The sequence below is a fragment of the Burkholderia sp. A2 genome (assembly GCF_001729305.1).
Taxonomy (GTDB): domain Bacteria; phylum Pseudomonadota; class Gammaproteobacteria; order Burkholderiales; family Burkholderiaceae; genus Burkholderia; species Burkholderia sola.
This window is the reverse complement of record NZ_LZXX01000108.1, coordinates 59,112-77,673: the sequence shown is the minus strand read 5'-3', so window position 1 is coordinate 77,673 and position 18,562 is coordinate 59,112. Positions and strand designations below refer to the sequence as shown.

Below are 18,562 nucleotides of genomic sequence, written 5' to 3'. Positions count from 1 at the left end.
CGCCGGTTACCCGGTGCGGTGCGGAACGCGCGGCACCAACAAAAAACCCGCGAAGCGGCGAGCTTGCGCGGGTTTCGACAGAAGCAGTGCACGACGACGCTGCGAAAGACTGGTGCCAGGGCCGGAATGAAATAATTCTCTGTGATGCCCGTATTGTAAGGGCATTGCTTGTTGGGTGTTGCTGAGTTGCCCCCAGAGTTGCCCCCCGGGCTTCTGGCAGCCGCAGAATTCATATCGCTCTGCTGCGTGTGCCGTTCGGGCGAGGTCGTTCAGAAGATACCGACGGGCGTATCGGCGTAGGCTCGATCAGTCGAAGGCTCGTGCCGTTCGGAACGTTGCTGTGCCGCCGGAAGCAAAAATATTTGGAGATTTGGAGATAGACGGTTGTATCGGCCTGTGAGTCTTGTCTGGTAAGGCTGTGGTTATCTCCAAGTCTATCTCCAAAGTACACATTTTCTTGGAGATAAAGTTGGAGACAGGCTACTTAGCCATGGGGCCCGTACGACGACGTTGAGAGTTGCCCCCCTTCTGGAACGCTGCGCGCAAAGAACGCCCCGCGCGCCCACACCCCCGAGCCGCCGTCACGCTAGAAAGTTACTTTGCAACCGTCGCATCACGTCAGTGATTGGCACGAGCAAGCGCGGCATAATCGCGACAAGATTGGTGATTCGGGGGCTGAGATGTGCAAGTCCAGACCTGATCTCTCAGTCGGAGGCAGATCAGGTCTGAGATTGCGTGGACGTCACCTCATCAAGGCCCGTGATCGACCCATACGGGTCACTCAATCAGCATGGGCGCCGGTCCGCAGTCTCGCCGATACGAGACATTCGCGCGCAGCACCGCAGTCGTTAGCATCAGAACGCTCCGTACTGCCGGACTGCGCGGTCTACCAGCTCGTCGGGCTCATAACTCGAAGGCCGTAGATCTAAATCCTACCCCGCAACCAAAGTCCAGTAACCCGAGGCAAGCGCTGTGGATTTGGTGTCGGCTCAGGTTGCGAAAAGAGACCTCTTTGGCCAATCGCGACTGGCTAGGCTTGCCGATCGGCGTCAGAGGGTAAATCGAAGCCCCAGCGTCTGACGCGAATACGGTTCAAAGGAGACTCGTTAGCAATGACCTCAGCGGCAGTAATCATAGTGCTGCGAACTGCTTCCATTTCCTCGGGAGTACCGTGGGCTCGCAGGATTCCTTCAACAAGGCCATTTAGCCTCGGACCTTGATAATCTTTCAGAAGGGCGATCATCTCGTCGGGACTAGCGGCGGCCAGCGTCGAGGGAATCGCATCGTCCCATTCTTTGTTCTCAATGATCATATCGGCCGCCATTTTCAGCGTAAAATCGCGGCGACTTCTATGCAATTCTTCAAAACATCGCTCGCGGAATCGAGGGTCGTCAACATCGCCTAATCTGCTTTGATGATCGATATCGAAGATTTTTGGGGTTGCCTTACGCTGTTCAATGTACGTTTCAATGGCAGCGTCGGCTTCGCCGTCAAATCCTAGCTCCCTCATTAACCTTACGGTGGAGTTCAAATTGACAGGATTGATCACTACGGCAGCTTCGTCGATCGCTTCGGACCAAGCTTTGACAAGGTCTTCGGCGCTGACGTCGAGCCTATCGTGGAACAAGCGCCAAGCGGCCGAGAACTTGGCTTCCAACTCAGTCCTCCGCGCGACCATATCATAGGCGGTTGCCTGCTCCTCGAAGCCCGATCCAGGCAGATACCCGGATTCCATCGCTTTTAGAATCGCCTCATCAAATTCGTCAACGTTGGTGAATTCGCATCGATCGAGTAGCGTGACCCAGTGCGGGTCGGGCTCGGCTTGTCGTCTATCTTGATTGACTCGTTCTAGGGCCCGGCTGAATGAGTTGTATTTTAGGATATCTTTACTAGATGGAAACCCACGACTTTGTTCGTAAAGCACCGCTGCGAATACGCACACGGAAACGACGAGATTTTTATTCAGTGCAACCGATCGGCCCTCCAGTCCAGGGGCAAGCATTTTCAGATTTCGCTCTATTTTTTTTATAACCCGGATATTGGAGATCTCTAGTCGCTCGATGTAATCGAGCGCTAAGTCGCGCAACGGAGTATCCGCCGAACATCCGAGTTTCGCTGCCTCGGCCGAGGTCAACGAAAACTGTAGCTTCTGGTCAATGACCTTTTCGCTGTATCGGTCGAATTCCTCTTTGCTTCCGCCTAGATTGTCCTCGTTCAAGACGAGGATAACCTTGCAGTTGCTCTGCTCTTTGAGTTCGGATACAAGGCCCATGACGTCCTGCATGGAGACAGTCTTGCTGTGCCGTTCAATGTCGTCCAAGCAAACTAAAGTGTCCTTGAGGAAGGCACCTGCGAATGTCTCTGCGGCTAAAACGATGTTGCTAACCCCGAAAAATTTCAGTTCGCGGAGTTGGTTTGTGAGATCGCGAATCGGAAGTCGTCTTGACCACTTTTCCCGACGGGTTTCACCTGCGTTATCCTCAAACGGCAGACTGCGCGTGTTCGTTAATATAGCGGTCCGAATCGCAGCGATGGACTGGGCTCCGAACACAGAGACATAAGAGTAGTGGCTGAGCGACTGCTTACCTTTATATGCTGCAATTATCTTGCGCAAGGCATAAGTTTTTCCAACGCCCCAAGAGCCTGTAACCGCGAGAACCTCGGGATTTTTTGAATCTATGAAATCGAAAACAACTTTCTCAACATGTTCTCGTGACATGCTATGCCTCGATTAAGGATGTAGGTAGCCGCGGCTCTAACGGCGTAAATCTCGTGATCGTCAGTGCCCTATGTTGTTGATCCCCGCGCAAGGATACAGAAGTTCGGTTGCGCGACAGGGTTGACCGTTTGCCGGCGATGCGATAGCCGACACCACATGGGCCGAATGACCGAAACGTGTCCAGGTTCAGCCATATGTTACCGTCGAACGAGCGTCGCATAGTGGCCGCAAGCAGACGCCGAGAAGATTATGTTTGTATCTGCGTCAGCTGCCGCTCGAATGCGGTGGGGTCGAAATAGTCCCGCCATACGGTAATGATGCCGTCCTCGATGGTGAGCGTACCCATCACCGGAAGCGTGATTCTTCCGCCGCGTTCGTGAAGGAATACGTCGATACGCTCATTCAATACAACGTTTCCGTTCGCGGCAATTTGCGTAACCTTCCAGTCGACGGTGAAGGTGCTTCCAATGCCAAAATCCTTGTGGAATTTACGTACATTGTCACGCCCGACGATGTCGGGGAACGGCACGTTATCGTAAAGCACGTCCTCCGCTAGCATGGAGAGTGCCTCGTCGATTCGATTGGCACTCCAGTGATTAAAGAATTCGATTGCGACTTCGATAGGGCTGGCTATCATGGTTTCTCCGAGGCACGAAGCGCTCGAATCGCATCAACAGTCGATTCGATAGGTGGGCCGCTACGCAGTGGCCCGCGCAAGTTGTGAAGTTAGGCCTTGATGAAGGCCGGCAGTTCGACGTTAAGCACGTCCGCATTTACAGTCGGCATGCCGTGCGAGAATCCTGGAAAGGTCTTCAATGTGCCGGGCCGAGACCGGTGCTCGGCATCGGCGTGAAGATTGGCTGCCGGTAAATCCGAAACGTGGGTTGCGGGTCAGTCGAACTTCACGAGATTGAGAGAGGGCAACGGACCGCCGGGGAATTGAACGAGGCGCGCACCAATCGCGAGAGAGCCCAGGTCAATGCCGAAGAAACCAAGCCGCTCGATCAATGTACCGACGACGTACTTGGCTGCCAAATCGTCGCCGGAATAAAACAACACCCGCTTGCCCCCTTCACTTGATGGGTCGCCAGACAACAGGTGGGGCTGGAGATGGTTGAATCCCTTAACGACCCGGGCACCGGGAACCAGATCGGCGACAACTTCGCTTGATGCGCGTGTTCCAAGGTCTATAGGCTTGAACAGAGGTGCTTCAATCGGATTGTTGGTGTCAACAACGACCCGTCCTTCGAAGTTGGGCAGTCCATCAAGTGCAGCCGGCAATTTAGACCAGGGCACGGCGACGAACACGATTTCCTTCGATGCGGCCTCTTCGCGGGTGCCCGGCTTAACGAGTGGACCGATAGCCGCGGTCAATTCGCGCAGACTTTCTGCACCGCGGCTATTCGACATGGTGACCTCGATTCCCTTTCGAGAAAGCGCTGTTGCTATGGCTGCACCGATTTTCCCTGCACCAATGATACCGATGGTAGTCATCAGAACGCTCCTTAAAGTCTTTGAAGAGTTGAGCGTTAGGCGGTGAATCCACCGTCCGCGACAATGTCCGCACCAGTAACGAACCCGGATTCCGGACTTGCGAGATAGGCCACGACGCTCGCGATTTCATCCGGGCGCCCGTAGCGACCAATTGCCATGCCGGGACCGACGATTGCCGCAACAGGGCCATCGGCCGGGTTCATGTCGGTATCGGTCGGCCCGGGATGAACGGTATTCACCGTGATGCCTTTCGGGCCAAGATCACGGACGAGGCTACGGTTGAAGCCGGTAATTGCACCCTTGGTGAGTGTGTACACAGCCGCCGTCGGAAACGCCGCATATCGGGTCATTGAAGAGCCGATATGGATGATGCGTCCCCCTTGTTTCATATGACGGACTGCCTCTTGTGTCGCCACAAATACACCCGTCACATTGACCGCGAGCATTCGCTCGAAGTCCTCGAGCTTATAGTCCTCGATGGGCGCATTGACTGCCATGCCGGCGTTGTTCACGAGGATGTCGATGCCACCGAACGATTCGACCGTTGCGGAAACTGCGGCGCGTACGGCTTCCGGACTACCTGCATCCGCCTGGATGGCCATAGCCTTGCCGCCCGCGTGGGTAATTTCGCTCACGACCTGTGCAGCGCGTTCCGGCGACGCACTGTATGTCAACGCGACGGCCGCACCGTCAGCGGCGAGGCGCTTCGCGATTGCAGCGCCGATGGAGCGAGAGCCGCCTGTGACCAGAGCGGTTTTTCCGGCAAGGGTTTGTGTGGTGTTGCTCATGGCTTGACTCCAAGAAATTTAGAAAGTGACGTAACTATGGCTTTTTTATTAATCAACGATTAGTATCAAAACGCTTTATTTAATTTCAACGATAACTTGAAGGCTGATGCATGGAGACCTTGGCTAATCTGGAGTCGTTTGTTCGAAGCGCTGAGTTTGGAAGTTTTTCCGAGGCGGCTCGTTGGCTGTCAATTACGCCAGCCGCGGTGAGCCGGAATGTGGCGATGTTGGAGCGAAACCTCGGTGTGCGACTGTTCCACCGGTCAACGCGCCACTTGACCCTGACCGAGGCGGGGGAATCTTTTCGGCTTGCCATCGCGGATAACCTCTCCGGAATTCAGGCGGCAATCGCAGGCGTCGCCAACGAAGGAGGGGAACCCAGCGGGGCGCTTAAAGTCAGCTTGTCGCCAACGTTCGGGCTGGCGCGCATCCTGCCGTTGTTGCCACGTTTTCTTGAGAGGTATCCGCGCGTCCGACCGGAGTGGCACTTTGAGAACCGCCAGGTTGACTTGGTTGCGGAGGGTTACGATGCGGCCATCGGCGGCGGCTTTGAACTCCTGCCGTCCGTTGTCGCTCGGCCGCTTGCCCCCGCGCATGTGATTGCAGTCGCGTCACCGGCTTATATGGATGGCAAGACGCCGGCGCACAGCCCGGCAGGCTTGCAGGCGTTTAAAGGAATCGTGATGCGGTCGCTTCAGTCGGGCCGTATCCGGCATTGGACGATGCGGGACGTTGCGGGAAAGGAAGAAGTTGCCCAACTTCAGCATTCATTTATCGTGAACGACCCGGCGGCAATGCTGGAAGCTGCCTTGCTTGGCATGGGGGTGGCCATGCTGGCGACTGCCGACGCGCTGGATGGACTGGAAAGTGGTGCGTTGGTTCGGTTAGTGCCACGCTGGTACGCGGATGCCGGCGCAATATCCATCTACTATTCGTCGCGAACCCTCCTGCCTTCAAAGACTCGAGTTTTCGTGGACTGGGTGGCCAAGGCCTTCGAAGAACAAAGGCTTGCAGAGCGCTTCGCGGGCAGCCTTGCATGAGACCTCAAAAGCCTGACGCTGTCGTCTACTGATCCTTTGGGCCAACGAAATCGCAGGCTTCCTATGATGGGAGCAGAACACGATCGTCATACGCTCCAGACGCATATCCGAGGTTGCTCTACCAGAACGTCTGCTCTTGGCCGAACTGAGCCAGACAACCTGTCTGCTTGGTCTGCTGAGCCGGGCTCTGGCAGGGCGTGAGTTGAACGGCGCGCGCCGCTTAGACTGCGTCTCGTACCCGCATGATCGTCTGGCGGCTCGTGCCAAATCGCCGAGCAAGCGCGGCCACGCTTGCCCCCGCGTCCAACTCGCGCAGCACGTCCGCCCGCTGCTCGTCCGACAGGGCGGACGGCCGCCCCATCGCCTTGCCTTCCGCCTTCGCGCGAGCGATACCAGCGTGCGTGCGCTCAATCAACAGATCACGCTCGAATTCGGCCACCGCGTTCAACACCTGCATCGTCATCCGGCCGGCCGCGCTCGTCAGATCTACGCCGCCCAGGGCGAGACAATGAACCCGGATACCGCGTTCGGCCAATCCCTCGACCGTGGCCCGCACGTCCATCGCATTGCGGCCGAGTCGGTCGAGCTTCGTCACGATCAACACGTCGCCTTCTTCCATCTTGACGAGCAACTGCGCAAACCCCGGCCGCTGATCGGCGCTTACGCTCCCCGAAATGCTTTCCGACACAACGCGGCGCTTGTCGACCGAGAAGCCGGCCGCCTCGATCTCTCGTAACTGGTTCGCGGTGGTCTGGTCGGACGTACTGACGCGGGCATAGGCGAAGGTTCGGGACATATCGGGCACTCAATCTGTACGAAATGGATGTCCGAATGTAAGGCAATGTCCAAAACATTTCAACCCTTATTTACGGACAGGGCAAAATGCCCCTGTCCGCAAGGGATCGGTTTCGGACGCCAGCCACGGAGCGACGTTGGGCCCGCTATCCGCCGTTTTTGCTACAGTTAGCAACACGGGGAATTTCAGGCGAAACCTTTGCCGATAGCATTCGTGCAACTGAGGGCGGCGTTGAACAAGAACATTCCAGCAGACCTGCGAGAAATTGCGGCTCGACCTCCTGTTTACCGCCTCCTAGGTGTACCGGAAAAGGTGGTCGGGAAGCATCTTAACCACGTATGGAAAGGGCTTGCCGGCATTCCGGGCGCTGATGAGCCAGGAATTCCTGTCGTTGTTAAATACCTTCCGAATACAGCCCAGTTGGACATCGAACTTGCATGTGGCCTCGCCTCGCAAGTTCTCAAACTTCCCGTGCCCAATCCAGGCCTAGTGATCGCCGAACCGGAGGATTTACCGGGGCGTCCGACGGGCATGAAAGGTGGGCCCGTAGTGCTGTTCGGGAGCCTGTTTCAGCCCCAGTTTATGGCGCGCCATGCTGGCGGCGGGGAAATCGGCGAGGAGTACATCTGGGAAAGTGTCTGCTCTAACGATACCGGGCGCATAGGCGCGGCATGGGACGAACTTGTGGCAAATCCAGATCGCCACGCTCAAAACTTGCTCTTCGATGGTGTCAAATGGTGGCTGTTCGACCACAATCTGGCACTCGAACCAGTCACGAAGCTGTACAAGGCGATCGCCAGCACCAGCTCGCAACAAGATGTCGTCATGTACAAGGCACGCGTCAACCAATTGCTGACTCAACTGGTGACGCGGCGCCCCGAGAATCATGGCATTGAAGACGAAGCAGCAAAGTTTGCTCGCCACGCGCAGCGCCTTAAAATGCTTGCGATTGAAATGGGCCGCTGGAAGCTCCCGGCCGAAGGAAGAGTGACAACCATCATAAGGATGGCGGCAGTGATTGTGGATCTCATTGCTTTGCGCTTGGAGCCGCTCCATCTGTACCTTGCGCAGCGCCTTCAAAAGCCCTCTGCAGAAAACTTATGGAACGAATAGACGATTTGAGCATGTGGGACACGCCACCGTATTCGGCCAGTGTGGTTCCCGTATTGTGGGAGCCGAATCACTCGACCGGCGAACGACTGGTCGCCATCGTTGCGATCAAGTACGACGCGCCGTCGGCAGGTAACACGTCGACGCATGTGGCCTTCGATCCAAATCAGTTGCGCGCAATGATAGGCGCGAAGCGAGCGGCCTCAGCCCTCGGTATTCTCGAACACGTTTCGGGTTTCCTCGGCCGGCAACTTCGGGGCGGAGTAAGTTTCGACAATCTTCAAGCACCGTTTGAGGGATTCCGCATTGGGAAACCAACACGTGTGAGAGGATATTCCGAGCGCCAAGTGGTCGACTCGTCGATCCGGATGCTCTCCGCCTTTGGGACGCGTGAAACGTACAATGACGCGGAGGAAGGAAGTCAGCGGAATTCGGTCCCTACAAGTCAATTTATCAGATCGCTTCGCACCGCATTTGTACGTGACGACGAACAGCGGCGGCACCGCTTCAACCAGCGCGTCCGATGGCCCGGATCGCCAGAGATCACGATCGACTATGCTCACGGACCGAATCTAGTCCAGGTCACCAGCCTTCCGCAGACGCCATCTCACTTGATCGCGTTACAAAAGGAAGCCGAAAGCAAAATGCTGGAACTCGACGTCGCAACGTCCCTATTGCGGCAAGACGAGGCGACCGCCTCACCTTACTTGCTCGTCAACACGGGACCGATGCGGCAGCCGGTCAGCATGGACGCTCAGCGCATCGCGACCGAGCTACTGGAACGACTCAAATTCATGAGTTCGCAGAAAAATATGTCGGTGATCGAAGCCCAAAACCCCGAAGAAGGCGCCGGGCTGTTGGAAGACCTTCGTGTGCAGTTGGGCAACGTTCCGGTGACCGTTCGACGTGTCTCTCTGTCGGCCTGACTGCTCACAGTTCGCGCCTAGGTGGCTCTACCTTCCCTGACGACTGTGGCTATTGCCCAACAACCAGTTCGCGAGGCGCTGGGGGTTGTTTTGCTTACGCGAATTGACTCAGCCTTTGTTCACATGGTTTGGCAAGTGGAATGAGGTTGCCGCCGCCTCAGCGGCACACTGAGAAGGCATCGGGATTCGCAGGTCGCGTCGCATGTGAGGCGTCGTGCTGTTCGTGTCGCATGCCGCAGATAGTGATCGCCAGCCGCGCGTTGGCTGCGGGTCGGGATCGGATGGCGCTCTCGAAGCTGCAAAGAGAACCGAGGATGAGGTGGGAGTCGACAACCTTGGCCCGTGATCGGATTTCGAATGGGGGATGCTCAACGGGAAGCTCTCGGCACTCCGCTGGATTCTCGGAGACGAGTGGGACATGCTCGACACCTGACGGAGTTGACGCAGTTGGTAATTTCCGAAGCACGTAAAAGGCGTTGATACAGTAGCGCAAAAGAAAAGCCGTCGAAAATTAGAATAGTCATGACCTTGCTCTTGCGGCTACCAGACGGCCAATGCTGCAATAGATTTGAGGGTTCTTAAAAACGATGTCAATTCCGACCGTTGTATTCCTCGATACGAGCGTCCTCGCCGGACAGCAATTCAATTTCGCATCGACCGCCTTTATGACCTTTGTTCCTGCGGCGAAGAAGGCCGGTTTGAAACTCGTGCTTCCGGATCCGACTGAGCGCGAGGTTAAGCGTCAAATTAAGGAGCGTTCGCAAGAAGCGCTGGATGCACTCGAACTCGCTCGAAAGCGTGCGCCCTTTCTTGAGAAGTGGACCAGTTTTCCTAGGAAGGCGTTCCCAAGTGTGGATACTTGGGAAGTGACGCGGATAGCGACCGACGAGTGGAACGCGTTTCTGTCTCAGTTCAGTGTCGTCCGGCTCGGATATGAACTCTTGGATGTCAAAGCGGTAATGAATTGGTACGACTACATCGTCCCCCCCTTTCGCGAGGGAAAGAAACGTAAAGAGTTTCCTGACGCGTTCGCAATTTCTATGGTTGATACGTATGCCGACAAAAACCGCTGTTTCGTGGCCGTTGTATCAGATGACCAAGATTTTAAGCTTGCTTGCGAGAGATTCCCGAAGCTGCTCTATTTCAAAAGTCTCCCGCGGTTAACCGAACGTCTACTTTCAGCGGAAGACGACGTCGAAAAGCTTCACGCCGCAATTGATGCAGATATCGACGAATTGCTAAACGCCGTCAGCTTGGAGGTCGAAGGGCTGAATTTTCACCATTACGACAGGCGATTTGAACTTGACGAAAGCAATATATCGGTGCCGTCCATACACGATTTGAGCATCGTCGCGATTGGTGAAAGCGAATGTACTGTCACCTTCGAGGTCGAGATTGAAGCGCAGCATAAGTTACAGTGGGACGAGTACAACGGACCTGATGAGAGGCCTGACAGAGTCGACGGATGGATCTTGGAAACCGTGAATGTCGAAGGAACGGCGAAGCTTTCGTTTGACCCCAAAACCAACGCCTTGACGGGCGTACCGTACGTCTGTCTGGACGCGGAAGACATCGAAGTATCAGCAACACCGCGTCGATGGTAGTCGCACACGCGCAGAGCTGGTGTTGCCGTCTCGATTTATCACCGGGCGAATAGAAAGCCCCGGATAGGGACTCGAATGACCACCAACTGTCAGCTACCGGCTCTTGAGCGGACGCACGTGAGCCGAATGCGAGAGACCGGTTGTGGCCGAACAGTGAAGCCATTTATTGCGGTCTTAGATAATCCGAGACAAATCTTTTGTGGGGGCAGACCTTTCGATATAATTGTGGTACTTGTTAGCACCTAATCGAACACGGTTCTAGGAATCTGTGGGCGATGCAAGGAAAAAGGCGGGGAATGCTCAATCGTTGAGCATATTTCGTCGCGCTGACGAGAGGGTGCCGGGGGTGTGCTACCAACACAACCCACCGGCGTTTTTTGGCTTGGCTGCCTGTTCCACGGAGGGAACTACAAGAGCTACGCGCCTAGGAAACGTATAGCTCCTGCTACGACGAATAATAGCGAACTCGGCGCGCCGTGCAAAGTAACTTGGCGCGCGCACGCCAAAAAAGTTTAGCAAACGCGCCTGTATGGGCGCGATGGTGTTCTATTGTCGTCTCGTACTCTCCGTACGGAACAGGCCATTTCTTATCAGAAAATGGCTCTTAAGATTCTTCGACTTATTGGTGTACTGGATTGCGTCGGCGTCAAGAAAACGACGCTGTATCGCTGGATTCGTGAAGGCAAGTTTCCAGCGCCGGTCCAGTTAGGGACCAGGAGCGTCGGCTGGCGCGCGCAAGACGTCCAGAACTGGGTCGAATCCCGCCAATCGACGCGGGAGCAAGCATGAGCGCGCCCTCCCTTATGATCGATCGCGGCGGCCCGTATGGTCGCGCGATGGGCGCGGCCGTCACGGCGCGCGACGCCGCGTTTGTGCGTTGCCGCGACGCCCGCCTCCGCAAGCTCGCAGGAATCCTCGATGACATCGAGGGTTGCTTCTGGAATCGTGGCGACGACACCGGGAAGCTCGTAGCGATCGCCGTCACGCTCGCCTCGACGCTCGCGCTCGAAGCCCCGCATCTGACGACAAAGCAACTTGGCACTGCCTGCGAGAAGTTCGTCCAGGCGATCGCCGCTGCTGAACAGGATTCGGCGAACTATCGTCGTCGGCAGTATCGACAGCTGCGGACAGCCTATCGCGCGCTTTACAACGACATCGATGCGCAGTGCACGGACAGGACGCGCCGCTTGCAAGTTAGCGCCTTGCTGCGGGGCGTTGCGCTCGGCCAATCACTGGCGCAGGGCAGCTCGCGACTGGATATCGAACAGCTCAAGCTGGCGACCGCCGTGCTCAAGGGGGAGGCCGCCTGATGCTCCCCCAAAGTCGCTTTGCACTAGGCAATATACGGCGAGGGACGTCGCGATTTGCGTCGTCCAGCATCGCGCGGTATTCTGTGCGCGTCGCTGAGACAACAGTGACCCGGTTTGGCGACCGGAGATGCTCCAAGGCGGACAACCGCCTTCGCGCGGTTTTTTTACGTCCGTACACCTTGCGCCTTCTATGGTCGGGCCTTGGTGGGGGTGCGTTCGCGCACGCCGGTTCCCTTGGACGCCGGTTCGCCAACCCTGCCTTGTGCCCGGCCACCCCATTTGGCGATGGGGCCGGGTTCGTTAACCCGTCCAAGGAGGTCGCATTCAATGCGCCAGTCCACGCACGCCCGTACCGGGCAGCAATCCCACCTCATTCGATCCATCGTCCGCGCAGCACTGCGCGACGCGGCAACGGCCAGCACGTATCAAGACGCGCTCGACGCAACCGGCGCGGCATTGGCCGCGATTGCCGCGCTCGTCCGTGCGGAGGTGCGCCATGGCTGAGCTGCGCTGCCAGATCGGAGATCTGGCGATCGTCACGCAATGCGATGCTCGCTCGCGTATCGGCATGCTGGTCGAGGTGGCATCGGCTCGTCCGACGCCCGATCACGATTGGCGCGTGCGGATCTTGGGCGGCCCTCTCACGGGGCGCAGCGTCTACGATCGGCGGTTCGGCGAATTCACGCATGCGGCCGTTCACGACTGGAACCTCACGCCGATTCGCGGCGAAGCGGAGCTGGATTGCACGATCGACGTCGGGCAGCTCCTCGCGTCGATTCTGGAGGTGCGCCATGTCTAAATACCGCCTGCCGAACGAAGTCACGATGATCGCCATGTGTGCGGCCCATCAGTTCGCCCAGCTCGAAGCGCTGTTCGATGCTGTTCGTTCGCATCTTGCGGAGGGCACCTACGAGCGCGCGCTCGTCGACATGGGTCAAAGCGTTGCGAGCCGGTATTCGGCCGACATGCGCCGCACCGCGCAGCCGGAGGTGTGCCATGACTGATCAACGCATCCGAACCGCGGTTATCAATGGGTTCGACAACGCACCGCCGCTGGATACCGGCGCTCCGATCGAGCTGCAATTCGCCGTCGACCTTGGCGCGATCTGCGCCGACGCATGGCTCGACCTGAAAGGTGACGTGCGGCTGCACGACTATGCGGCGCATCAAGCTGCTGCGTTCGCGCGCGGCATGGAATCCGCCATGCAGGACTCAGGCGACGTCGACGTCCATCGCGTGACGATCAGCCGCCAAGCGTTCGCGGCCGGCCTGATGGGGCGCGTGCAGCAGCATCTGTTTGCGGCGCTCGGGCTTGTCACGCGCGAACCGCGCACGACGCACTGAGGAGTGGTCATGGCAAAGACAAACAAGAACGCCGTGCAACCGCTCGCCTCTCACTTCGTGGCCGAGGTGAACCGCCCCGACCGCAATCGCATCGGCACGCGGATCAGTGACGCCATGGAGCTGCTGGACAGTCTGCATTGGGCGGCCGACAAGGCCATGTCCGATGACGACTACTGGCTTGTCCTGAGCCTGTTCCGCGCGTCCCTGCCGTCGATCGGCGCGGCGCTGGAGGCAGCCAACGACGCCCTTGGCGAGTCGCGGCTCGGCCGCTACGTCTACAGCAACGACGTCACGGCCGGTGGAGCAGTTCTGTCGGTGCCTCGCGCAGCCGGCTAACGCTCCGCCGCTAGGCATCGTCGCATCATTCAATTCTTCGCGCGTCGGGTAGCTGCTTGCCCGATATGGACTACTAATCGGAAGCCGGCCGACGCGCGTCCAGTGGGAACCTATGAGTAACGCACCCATGTCCGAATTCGAGCGGGCGAGAGTCGCGCTCGGCTATGTCCCGCCCGACGACCGCGACACGTGGCGTCAGGTGGGGATGGCGCTCAAGGCCGAGTTTGACGAGGAGGGCTTCGCCCTCTGGAACGAATGGAGCCAAGGCGCGCAGAGCTACAACGGGAAGGACGCGCGCGATGTGTGGAAGTCGTTCAAGGGCGGCAAGATCACCATCAACACGCTGTTTCACCTCGCCAAGCAAGGCGGCTTCGATCCGCGTGCACATCGAGCCAAGCCGGTCGATCCTGCGGAGCGCGAGCGGCAGAAAGCCGAGCGCGCGGCCCGCGAAGCGGCCGAGCTGGCCGAACTGACCGAGAAACAGCAAGGCGCATCGGCGCTCGCTGAATCGATCTGGTCGGCGTCCGAGCCTGCGCCAGCCGATCACCCGTACCTCGTTCGCAAGCGTATCCCGGTCGACGCGCTGCGCGTCTATCGCGGCGGCTTGTGCATTGGCACGGCCGCATGCGACGGCGCACTCGTCATCCCGGCCCGTGACGCGGACGGCAAGCTCTGGACGCTCGAATTCATCCTGACGGACGGCCAGAAACGCTATCTGCCGAACGGCCGCAAGGCGGGCTGCTTCTCGCTGATCGGTGGTCCGCTATCTTCCGCGCCGTCCACGCTGCTGATTGGCGAGGGTTACGCCACGTGCGCGACGCTCGCGGCCGCGACGAGCTATCCGGCCGCCGTCGCGTTCGACGCCGGCAACCTGCACGCGGTCGCGACGGCGCTGCGCGGCCAGTATCCGGACGCCAGCATTGTCGTGTGCGCCGACGACGACCACACGACGAAGGGCAATCCGGGCGTGACGAAGGCCCGCGCGGCGGCCGAGGCCGTCGCCGGCATCTTGGCCGTGCCCGACTTCGGTCCGAACCGCCCGGCAGCCGGCACCGACTTCAACGACCTGGCTGCGCACCTCGGCCCGGATGCGGTGGCCGCCGCCGTGCGCGCTGCGCTCGCGCCGGCCGCCTCGTCAGATGCGGGCAAGCCCAAGGTCGCTCCAGCCGCCGCGAAGCCCGCCAAGCGTCCGAAAACGGCCCGCGCGCAGGACGGCAAGTCGCGGTTCGTCGTCGACGACAAGGGCGTGTGGTTTCACGGCTTCAACAATCAGGGCGATCCGCTGCCGCCGCATTGGGTCAGCACGCGTATCGACGTGATCGCGGAGACGCGCAACGAGATGAACAGCGAGTGGGGCTACCTGCTCGAATTCACCGATCGCGACGGCATCCTGAAACGATGGGCGGTGCCGGCCGGCCTCTTTGCCGGCGACGGCACGGAGCTGCGCCGGATGCTGCTCGATATGGGCGTGAAGCTCGGCGTCACGCAGATCGCCCGCACGCAGATCGCGAACTATGTGCAGATGGCGCAGCCGGACGAGCGCGTGCGCTGCGTGCCGCGCGTCGGCTGGCATCACGGCGCGTTCGTGCTGCCCGATCGCGTGATCGGGACCGGCAAAGAGGCGTTGATCTATCAGGTCGATACGCCGATCCAGAGCCAGTTCAAGGAGCGCGGCACGCTGGAGGACTGGCAACGCGAGGTCGCGGCCTACTGCGTCGGCAATAGCCGACTGCTGTTCTGCGTCGCTACCGCCTTCGCTGGTCCGCTGCTGCACTTCTCCGGGCTTCAGTCGGGCGGCTTTCACCTGCTCGGCACGACGTCCAAGGGCAAGTCGACGGGCGGTGTCATCGCCGCATCCGTGTTCGGCTCGCCGGACTATGTGCGGAGCTGGAAGGCGACCGACAACGCGCTCGAAGCTGTCGCCACGCAGCATAGCGACGCGCTGCTGATCCTCGATGAAATCGGGCAAGTCGAGCCGCGTCTGGTCGGCGATGTGATTTACATGCTCGCGAACGAGTCGGGTAAGGCCCGCGCGTCGCGTAGCGGGTCGGCCAAGCCCGTGCTTACGTGGCGGCTGCTGTTCCTGTCGAACGGCGAAAAGAGCGTGTCCGCGTTGATGGCCGAGGGCAACAAGCCGATGAAAGGCGGTATCGAGGTGCGCTTGCCCGCGATCCCGGCCGAAGTGGGCGAAATGGGCGTCGTGGAGAAGCTGCACGGCTTCCCGACGCCGGCCGCGCTAATCGAGCATCTAGAGCGGCACGCGGGTATGCACTACGGCACGGCCGGCCCCGCGTTCATCGAGTGGGCGTCGTCGCAGGCCGGCGAGCTGGCCGAGCATCTGCGCATACGCGTCGACGAGCTGGTCGGGCAATGGGTGCCGGACGGTTCGCATTCGCAGGTCGCGCGCGTCGCCAAGCGGTTCTGCCTCGTCGCGGTGGCCGGCGAGCTGGCGACGGCACACGGGCTGACCGGCTGGCCGCAGGGCGAAGCGGTCGAGGCTGCGCGTCGTTGCTTCGAAGGCTGGCTCGAACTGCGCGGCGGCACCGGCAACTCGGACGAGGCGGAAGCCGTGCGGCAGGTACAGCATTTCCTCGCCGCACACGGCGACAACCGTTTCGTGTGGATGAACCGGGCGCAGGACGACCATCGGCCGAACGTGCCGCATCGAGCGGGCTTCAAGCAGCACGTGAAGCGGGACGAGCGGCGCACGCCCATCGCCTCCGATCGCGAGTATTACGCCGAGTTCGGCGGCAAGATGAGCGCCGACGATGCGGAAAGCGTCGAGACGGAATACCTGATCGAAGCGGCCGTGTTCCGCAAGGACGTATGCGCCGGCTTCGATCACAAGATCGTCGCCAAGGCACTGATGAAGCGGGGCGTACTGATGCCGCGTAGCGACGGCTATCCGTACCGGCAGGAGTACATCCCCGGCCATGGGAAATTCATGGTCTATCGCGTGCTGCCGTCCATCTTCACACTCGAACTGTGAAAGATGCCGCCGCCGTCCGGGAGGGCGGTGGCGGGCATTCCTTTGCGCGGCATTTTTGGGCCGCGCGTCAAAGTTACTTTGAGCGATCCGCTCCAGATGGAACCGGGCCGGCGGCTGCCGCGAATCTTGCCGCCTCCGTAACAATCCAGCCCGGTTTATCTCCAGTATCTCCAGCGTTCTCCAAATCGTTTGGAGACACGCGAAGCCTTACCCCACAAGGCTTTGCGGCCGATTCAGGCGTTTATCTCCAAATCTCCAACTCGTTTTGCGCTGAGCGGACAGGCGTCGACCGTCTGCGTCGACCGCAAAGCTAGACGGGGCGCAGCACTCCGGGATTTGAGGTGCGTCGACAACGCGTTTTCGAGGGGGGGTGTCCGCGATGCGCCCCGATCGGGCATTGTTGCGCCGGCCGCAAGTGTCGGGGTGGCCGGAAAGCGGGGGACCCTGCGTCTAGGGCATAGACGCGGGGGCTCACACCCGCGTGTTTTTCCTACTCCCGGCGCGCCTAAGGGGGGTCATATTCATACCGATGTGCAGGGGACCGACAGTGCGGTGCCAACTCTGAAAAATCGGTGGGAGGTGCGCGGCAAGGGGGTCATACGCGTGGGGGCACGGTTCTATCTTGCCGCCGTGATCGGAATGATTTCCGCCCCGGCTTTGAGCTTGTCGAGGTAGTCCGCCCACTGTTGCATCATCGAGCGTCGTGCCTTGATGAACTTTGTTCGGTTGTACGCCCGCCCAAGGCTGTCAGGGACCGTATGCGCTAGTTGGTGCTCGATCACTTCCGGCTTTTCCTCCAACTCTTCATGCAGGATCGTCCGTGCCATTGCCCGGAAGCCGTGACCGGTAATCTCGGTGCGAGTGTCGTAGCCGAGCCGACGAAGGGCTGCATTGATAGCGGCCTCGCTCATCGGCCGATTTCGGTCGCGAGCACCAGGGAACACGTAGACGCCTTCGCCAGTCAGGGCGTGAAGCTCGCGCAAAATCGTGACAGCCTGCGCGGCCAGCGGAACAAGGTGATCCGTTTTCGTTTTGTTGACGAAATAGCGCCATTCGCCTTTGTCGAGGTCGAATTGCGCCCATTCTGCCTTCCGCAACTCGCCCGGCCTAACGAACAGCATGGGGGCTAGCTTGAGCGCGCAGAGAACCGGGAACGTGCCCGTGAAGCCGTCGAACGCGCGAAGCATCTCGCCCACTTTCTCCGGCTCAGTGATTGAGGCAAAGTGTGTTGTCTGCGCGGGCGGGATTGCATCTACCAGATCGCGGGCCGGATCGGCCTTGCAGTGCCCCTCTTTGATGCCGTAGCGGAATACCCGGCTAATCTCGCTGCGGATGCGATGGGCGGTAAATCTGGCTCCACGCCCGTCTACGCGCTTCAGCACGGCCAGTATCTCCGGGGCGTCGATTTCAGCGATAGGGCGCTTGCCGAGCCATGGGAATACATCGTTCTCCATGCGGGCGAGCGTCTTGGCATGCTGCGCTGGCTCCACGGTCGTCTTGCGCTCGGCCATCCAGCCACCGGCGACAACCTCAAACGAATGGGCGGCCGCGAGCAGGCTGGCCCTTTTTTCCGCCTTCTTCGCTTCACCCGGATCGATGCCGGCAGCGAGCTTTTCACGGGCTTCGTCGCGCTTCTTCCGTGCGGTCGCCAATGTAACTTCCGGGTAGACGCCGAGCGAGTAGCGCTTTTCCTTGCCCCCAAATCGGTATTTGAGGCGCCACCACTTGCCCCCGCTCGGGGCGACTTCCAGATAGAGGCCGCCTCCGTCGAACAGGCGCACGGGCTTGTCGGCTGGCTTGGCGTTCCGGATGGCTGTATCGGTTAATGGCACGGGGGCAACTCCTGACGGGTAAGGCAACTTCGGATCGGTTGCCCCCAATGTTGCCCCCGCTTGCCCCCGGCTGTCTACGCACTACACGGCACTTTGCCGGAATGAAAAAACCCGCGAAGCCTTGTGCTGTCGCGGGTTTTGGGACTTCCGGGAATTTCCCGGAACTATGTCATGGTGCCCAGGGCCGGAATCGAACCGGCACGCCTTGCGGCGGGGGATTTTGAGTCCCCTGCGTCTACCAATTTCACCACCTGGGCTTGATCCTGGCCGCGCA

General features: G+C 59.4%; 18 protein-coding genes, 1 tRNA gene and 1 pseudogene. 12 read left to right on the top strand and 8 right to left on the bottom strand.

Annotation, left to right across the window (positions count from 1 at the left end; genetic code table 11):
• Nucleotides 1-1,030: 1,030 nt before the first annotated feature.
• The 5 genes and pseudogenes from A9Z05_RS24660 to A9Z05_RS24645 form a co-directional block, all read right to left on the bottom strand.
• Nucleotides 1,031-2,719 (bottom strand): P-loop NTPase fold protein, encoded by a 1,689-nt coding sequence (locus A9Z05_RS24660; RefSeq protein ID WP_141723473.1) that lies wholly within the window; start codon nt 2,717-2,719, stop codon nt 1,031-1,033.
• Between the two features lie 247 nt (nt 2,720-2,966).
• Nucleotides 2,967-3,356, bottom strand: coding sequence for a limonene-1,2-epoxide hydrolase family protein (locus tag A9Z05_RS24655; RefSeq protein ID WP_069620408.1), 390 nt, complete (start codon nt 3,354-3,356; stop codon nt 2,967-2,969).
• Nucleotides 3,357-3,445: 89 nt separating this feature from the next.
• A pseudogene (locus A9Z05_RS37970) lies at nt 3,446-3,568 on the bottom strand (alpha/beta hydrolase); the annotation flags it as partial.
• Between the two features lie 42 nt (nt 3,569-3,610).
• Nucleotides 3,611-4,213, bottom strand: coding sequence for an NADPH-dependent F420 reductase (locus A9Z05_RS24650; RefSeq protein ID WP_069620407.1), 603 nt, complete (start codon nt 4,211-4,213; stop codon nt 3,611-3,613).
• A 35-nt stretch (nt 4,214-4,248) separates the two neighbouring features.
• Entirely contained in the window at nt 4,249-5,001 is a 753-nt protein-coding gene (locus A9Z05_RS24645; protein ID WP_027810547.1) for a 3-oxoacyl-ACP reductase family protein, read from the bottom strand.
• Between the two features lie 110 nt (nt 5,002-5,111).
• Here A9Z05_RS24645 and A9Z05_RS24640 point away from each other — a divergent pair, with 110 nt between their 5' ends.
• Complete coding sequence (locus tag A9Z05_RS24640) at nt 5,112-6,041, top strand: LysR family transcriptional regulator (RefSeq protein ID WP_069620406.1); 930 nt, start codon at nt 5,112-5,114, stop codon at nt 6,039-6,041.
• Nucleotides 6,042-6,261: 220 nt separating this feature from the next.
• Here A9Z05_RS24640 and A9Z05_RS24635 read toward each other — a convergent pair whose 3' ends face one another.
• A complete protein-coding gene (locus tag A9Z05_RS24635; RefSeq protein WP_035973144.1) occupies nt 6,262-6,837 on the bottom strand; it encodes a recombinase family protein in 576 nt (191 codons plus the stop codon).
• A gap of 231 nt (nt 6,838-7,068) precedes the next feature.
• Between A9Z05_RS24635 and A9Z05_RS24630 the strand changes: the two genes are divergently transcribed.
• The 11 genes from A9Z05_RS24630 to A9Z05_RS24590 all read left to right on the top strand — a co-directional run bounded on the left by A9Z05_RS24630 (nt 7,069) and on the right by A9Z05_RS24590 (nt 16,456).
• Nucleotides 7,069-7,950, top strand: a complete 882-nt coding sequence (locus tag A9Z05_RS24630; RefSeq protein WP_230943372.1) for a hypothetical protein — start codon at nt 7,069-7,071, stop codon at nt 7,948-7,950.
• Complete coding sequence (locus tag A9Z05_RS24625) at nt 7,938-8,873, top strand: hypothetical protein (RefSeq protein WP_239468911.1); 936 nt, start codon at nt 7,938-7,940, stop codon at nt 8,871-8,873. Before A9Z05_RS24630 ends, A9Z05_RS24625 begins: the two co-directional genes overlap by 13 nt.
• Before the next feature lie 587 nt (nt 8,874-9,460).
• Nucleotides 9,461-10,477, top strand: a complete 1,017-nt coding sequence (locus A9Z05_RS24620; protein WP_069620405.1) for a PIN domain-containing protein — start codon at nt 9,461-9,463, stop codon at nt 10,475-10,477.
• A 597-nt stretch (nt 10,478-11,074) separates the two neighbouring features.
• Nucleotides 11,075-11,266 (top strand): AlpA family transcriptional regulator, encoded by a 192-nt coding sequence (locus tag A9Z05_RS35240; RefSeq protein ID WP_076823582.1) that lies wholly within the window; start codon nt 11,075-11,077, stop codon nt 11,264-11,266.
• A complete protein-coding gene (locus A9Z05_RS24615) occupies nt 11,263-11,787 on the top strand; it encodes a hypothetical protein (RefSeq protein WP_069620404.1) in 525 nt (174 codons plus the stop codon). Before A9Z05_RS35240 ends, A9Z05_RS24615 begins: the two co-directional genes overlap by 4 nt.
• Before the next feature lie 327 nt (nt 11,788-12,114).
• Complete coding sequence (locus A9Z05_RS36405) at nt 12,115-12,291, top strand: hypothetical protein (protein ID WP_038707849.1); 177 nt, start codon at nt 12,115-12,117, stop codon at nt 12,289-12,291.
• Nucleotides 12,284-12,586: a hypothetical protein gene (locus A9Z05_RS24610; RefSeq protein WP_069620403.1), complete on the top strand. Its 303-nt coding sequence runs from the start codon at nt 12,284-12,286 to the stop codon at nt 12,584-12,586. The genes A9Z05_RS36405 and A9Z05_RS24610 overlap by 8 nt, the downstream gene beginning before the upstream one ends.
• Nucleotides 12,579-12,791, top strand: coding sequence for a hypothetical protein (locus tag A9Z05_RS24605; protein ID WP_045578862.1), 213 nt, complete (start codon nt 12,579-12,581; stop codon nt 12,789-12,791). Before A9Z05_RS24610 ends, A9Z05_RS24605 begins: the two co-directional genes overlap by 8 nt.
• Nucleotides 12,784-13,131 (top strand): hypothetical protein, encoded by a 348-nt coding sequence (locus tag A9Z05_RS24600; protein WP_069620402.1) that lies wholly within the window; start codon nt 12,784-12,786, stop codon nt 13,129-13,131. Before A9Z05_RS24605 ends, A9Z05_RS24600 begins: the two co-directional genes overlap by 8 nt.
• 9 nt (nt 13,132-13,140) lie before the next feature.
• Nucleotides 13,141-13,467 (top strand): hypothetical protein, encoded by a 327-nt coding sequence (locus tag A9Z05_RS24595; RefSeq protein WP_004556769.1) that lies wholly within the window; start codon nt 13,141-13,143, stop codon nt 13,465-13,467.
• A 127-nt stretch (nt 13,468-13,594) separates the two neighbouring features.
• Nucleotides 13,595-16,456: a DUF927 domain-containing protein gene (locus A9Z05_RS24590; protein ID WP_069620401.1), complete on the top strand. Its 2,862-nt coding sequence runs from the start codon at nt 13,595-13,597 to the stop codon at nt 16,454-16,456.
• A gap of 617 nt (nt 16,457-17,073) precedes the next feature.
• Here the strand turns inward: A9Z05_RS24590 and A9Z05_RS24585 are convergent.
• Both A9Z05_RS24585 and A9Z05_RS24580 read right to left on the bottom strand, forming a co-directional pair.
• A complete protein-coding gene (locus A9Z05_RS24585; RefSeq protein WP_069620400.1) occupies nt 17,074-18,288 on the bottom strand; it encodes an integrase arm-type DNA-binding domain-containing protein in 1,215 nt (404 codons plus the stop codon).
• Between the two features lie 172 nt (nt 18,289-18,460).
• Nucleotides 18,461-18,545, bottom strand: a tRNA-Leu gene (locus A9Z05_RS24580).
• Between the last annotated feature and the right edge of the window lie 17 nt (nt 18,546-18,562).

Bases quoted from the DNA above. Each gene is read 5' to 3' on its own strand.
- A9Z05_RS24655 (WP_069620408.1), bottom strand. From the start codon at position 3,356: ATGATAGCCAGCCCTATCGAAGTCGCAATCGAATTCTTTAATCACTGG.
- A9Z05_RS24600 (WP_069620402.1), top strand. From the start codon at position 12,784: ATGACTGATCAACGCATCCGAACCGCGGTTATCAATGGGTTCGACAAC.
- A9Z05_RS24660 (WP_141723473.1), bottom strand. From the start codon at position 2,719: ATGTCACGAGAACATGTTGAGAAAGTTGTTTTCGATTTCATAGATTCA.
- A9Z05_RS24625 (WP_239468911.1), top strand. From the start codon at position 7,938: ATGGAACGAATAGACGATTTGAGCATGTGGGACACGCCACCGTATTCG.
- A9Z05_RS24610 (WP_069620403.1), top strand. From the start codon at position 12,284: ATGGCTGAGCTGCGCTGCCAGATCGGAGATCTGGCGATCGTCACGCAA.
- A9Z05_RS24615 (WP_069620404.1), top strand. From the start codon at position 11,263: ATGAGCGCGCCCTCCCTTATGATCGATCGCGGCGGCCCGTATGGTCGC.
- A9Z05_RS24620 (WP_069620405.1), top strand. From the start codon at position 9,461: ATGTCAATTCCGACCGTTGTATTCCTCGATACGAGCGTCCTCGCCGGA.
- A9Z05_RS24640 (WP_069620406.1), top strand. From the start codon at position 5,112: ATGGAGACCTTGGCTAATCTGGAGTCGTTTGTTCGAAGCGCTGAGTTT.
- A9Z05_RS24650 (WP_069620407.1), bottom strand. From the start codon at position 4,213: ATGACTACCATCGGTATCATTGGTGCAGGGAAAATCGGTGCAGCCATA.
- A9Z05_RS24605 (WP_045578862.1), top strand. From the start codon at position 12,579: ATGTCTAAATACCGCCTGCCGAACGAAGTCACGATGATCGCCATGTGT.
- A9Z05_RS24645 (WP_027810547.1), bottom strand. From the start codon at position 5,001: ATGAGCAACACCACACAAACCCTTGCCGGAAAAACCGCTCTGGTCACA.
- A9Z05_RS24595 (WP_004556769.1), top strand. From the start codon at position 13,141: ATGGCAAAGACAAACAAGAACGCCGTGCAACCGCTCGCCTCTCACTTC.
- A9Z05_RS35240 (WP_076823582.1), top strand. From the start codon at position 11,075: ATGGCTCTTAAGATTCTTCGACTTATTGGTGTACTGGATTGCGTCGGC.
- A9Z05_RS24590 (WP_069620401.1), top strand. From the start codon at position 13,595: ATGTCCGAATTCGAGCGGGCGAGAGTCGCGCTCGGCTATGTCCCGCCC.
- A9Z05_RS36405 (WP_038707849.1), top strand. From the start codon at position 12,115: ATGCGCCAGTCCACGCACGCCCGTACCGGGCAGCAATCCCACCTCATT.
- A9Z05_RS24635 (WP_035973144.1), bottom strand. From the start codon at position 6,837: ATGTCCCGAACCTTCGCCTATGCCCGCGTCAGTACGTCCGACCAGACC.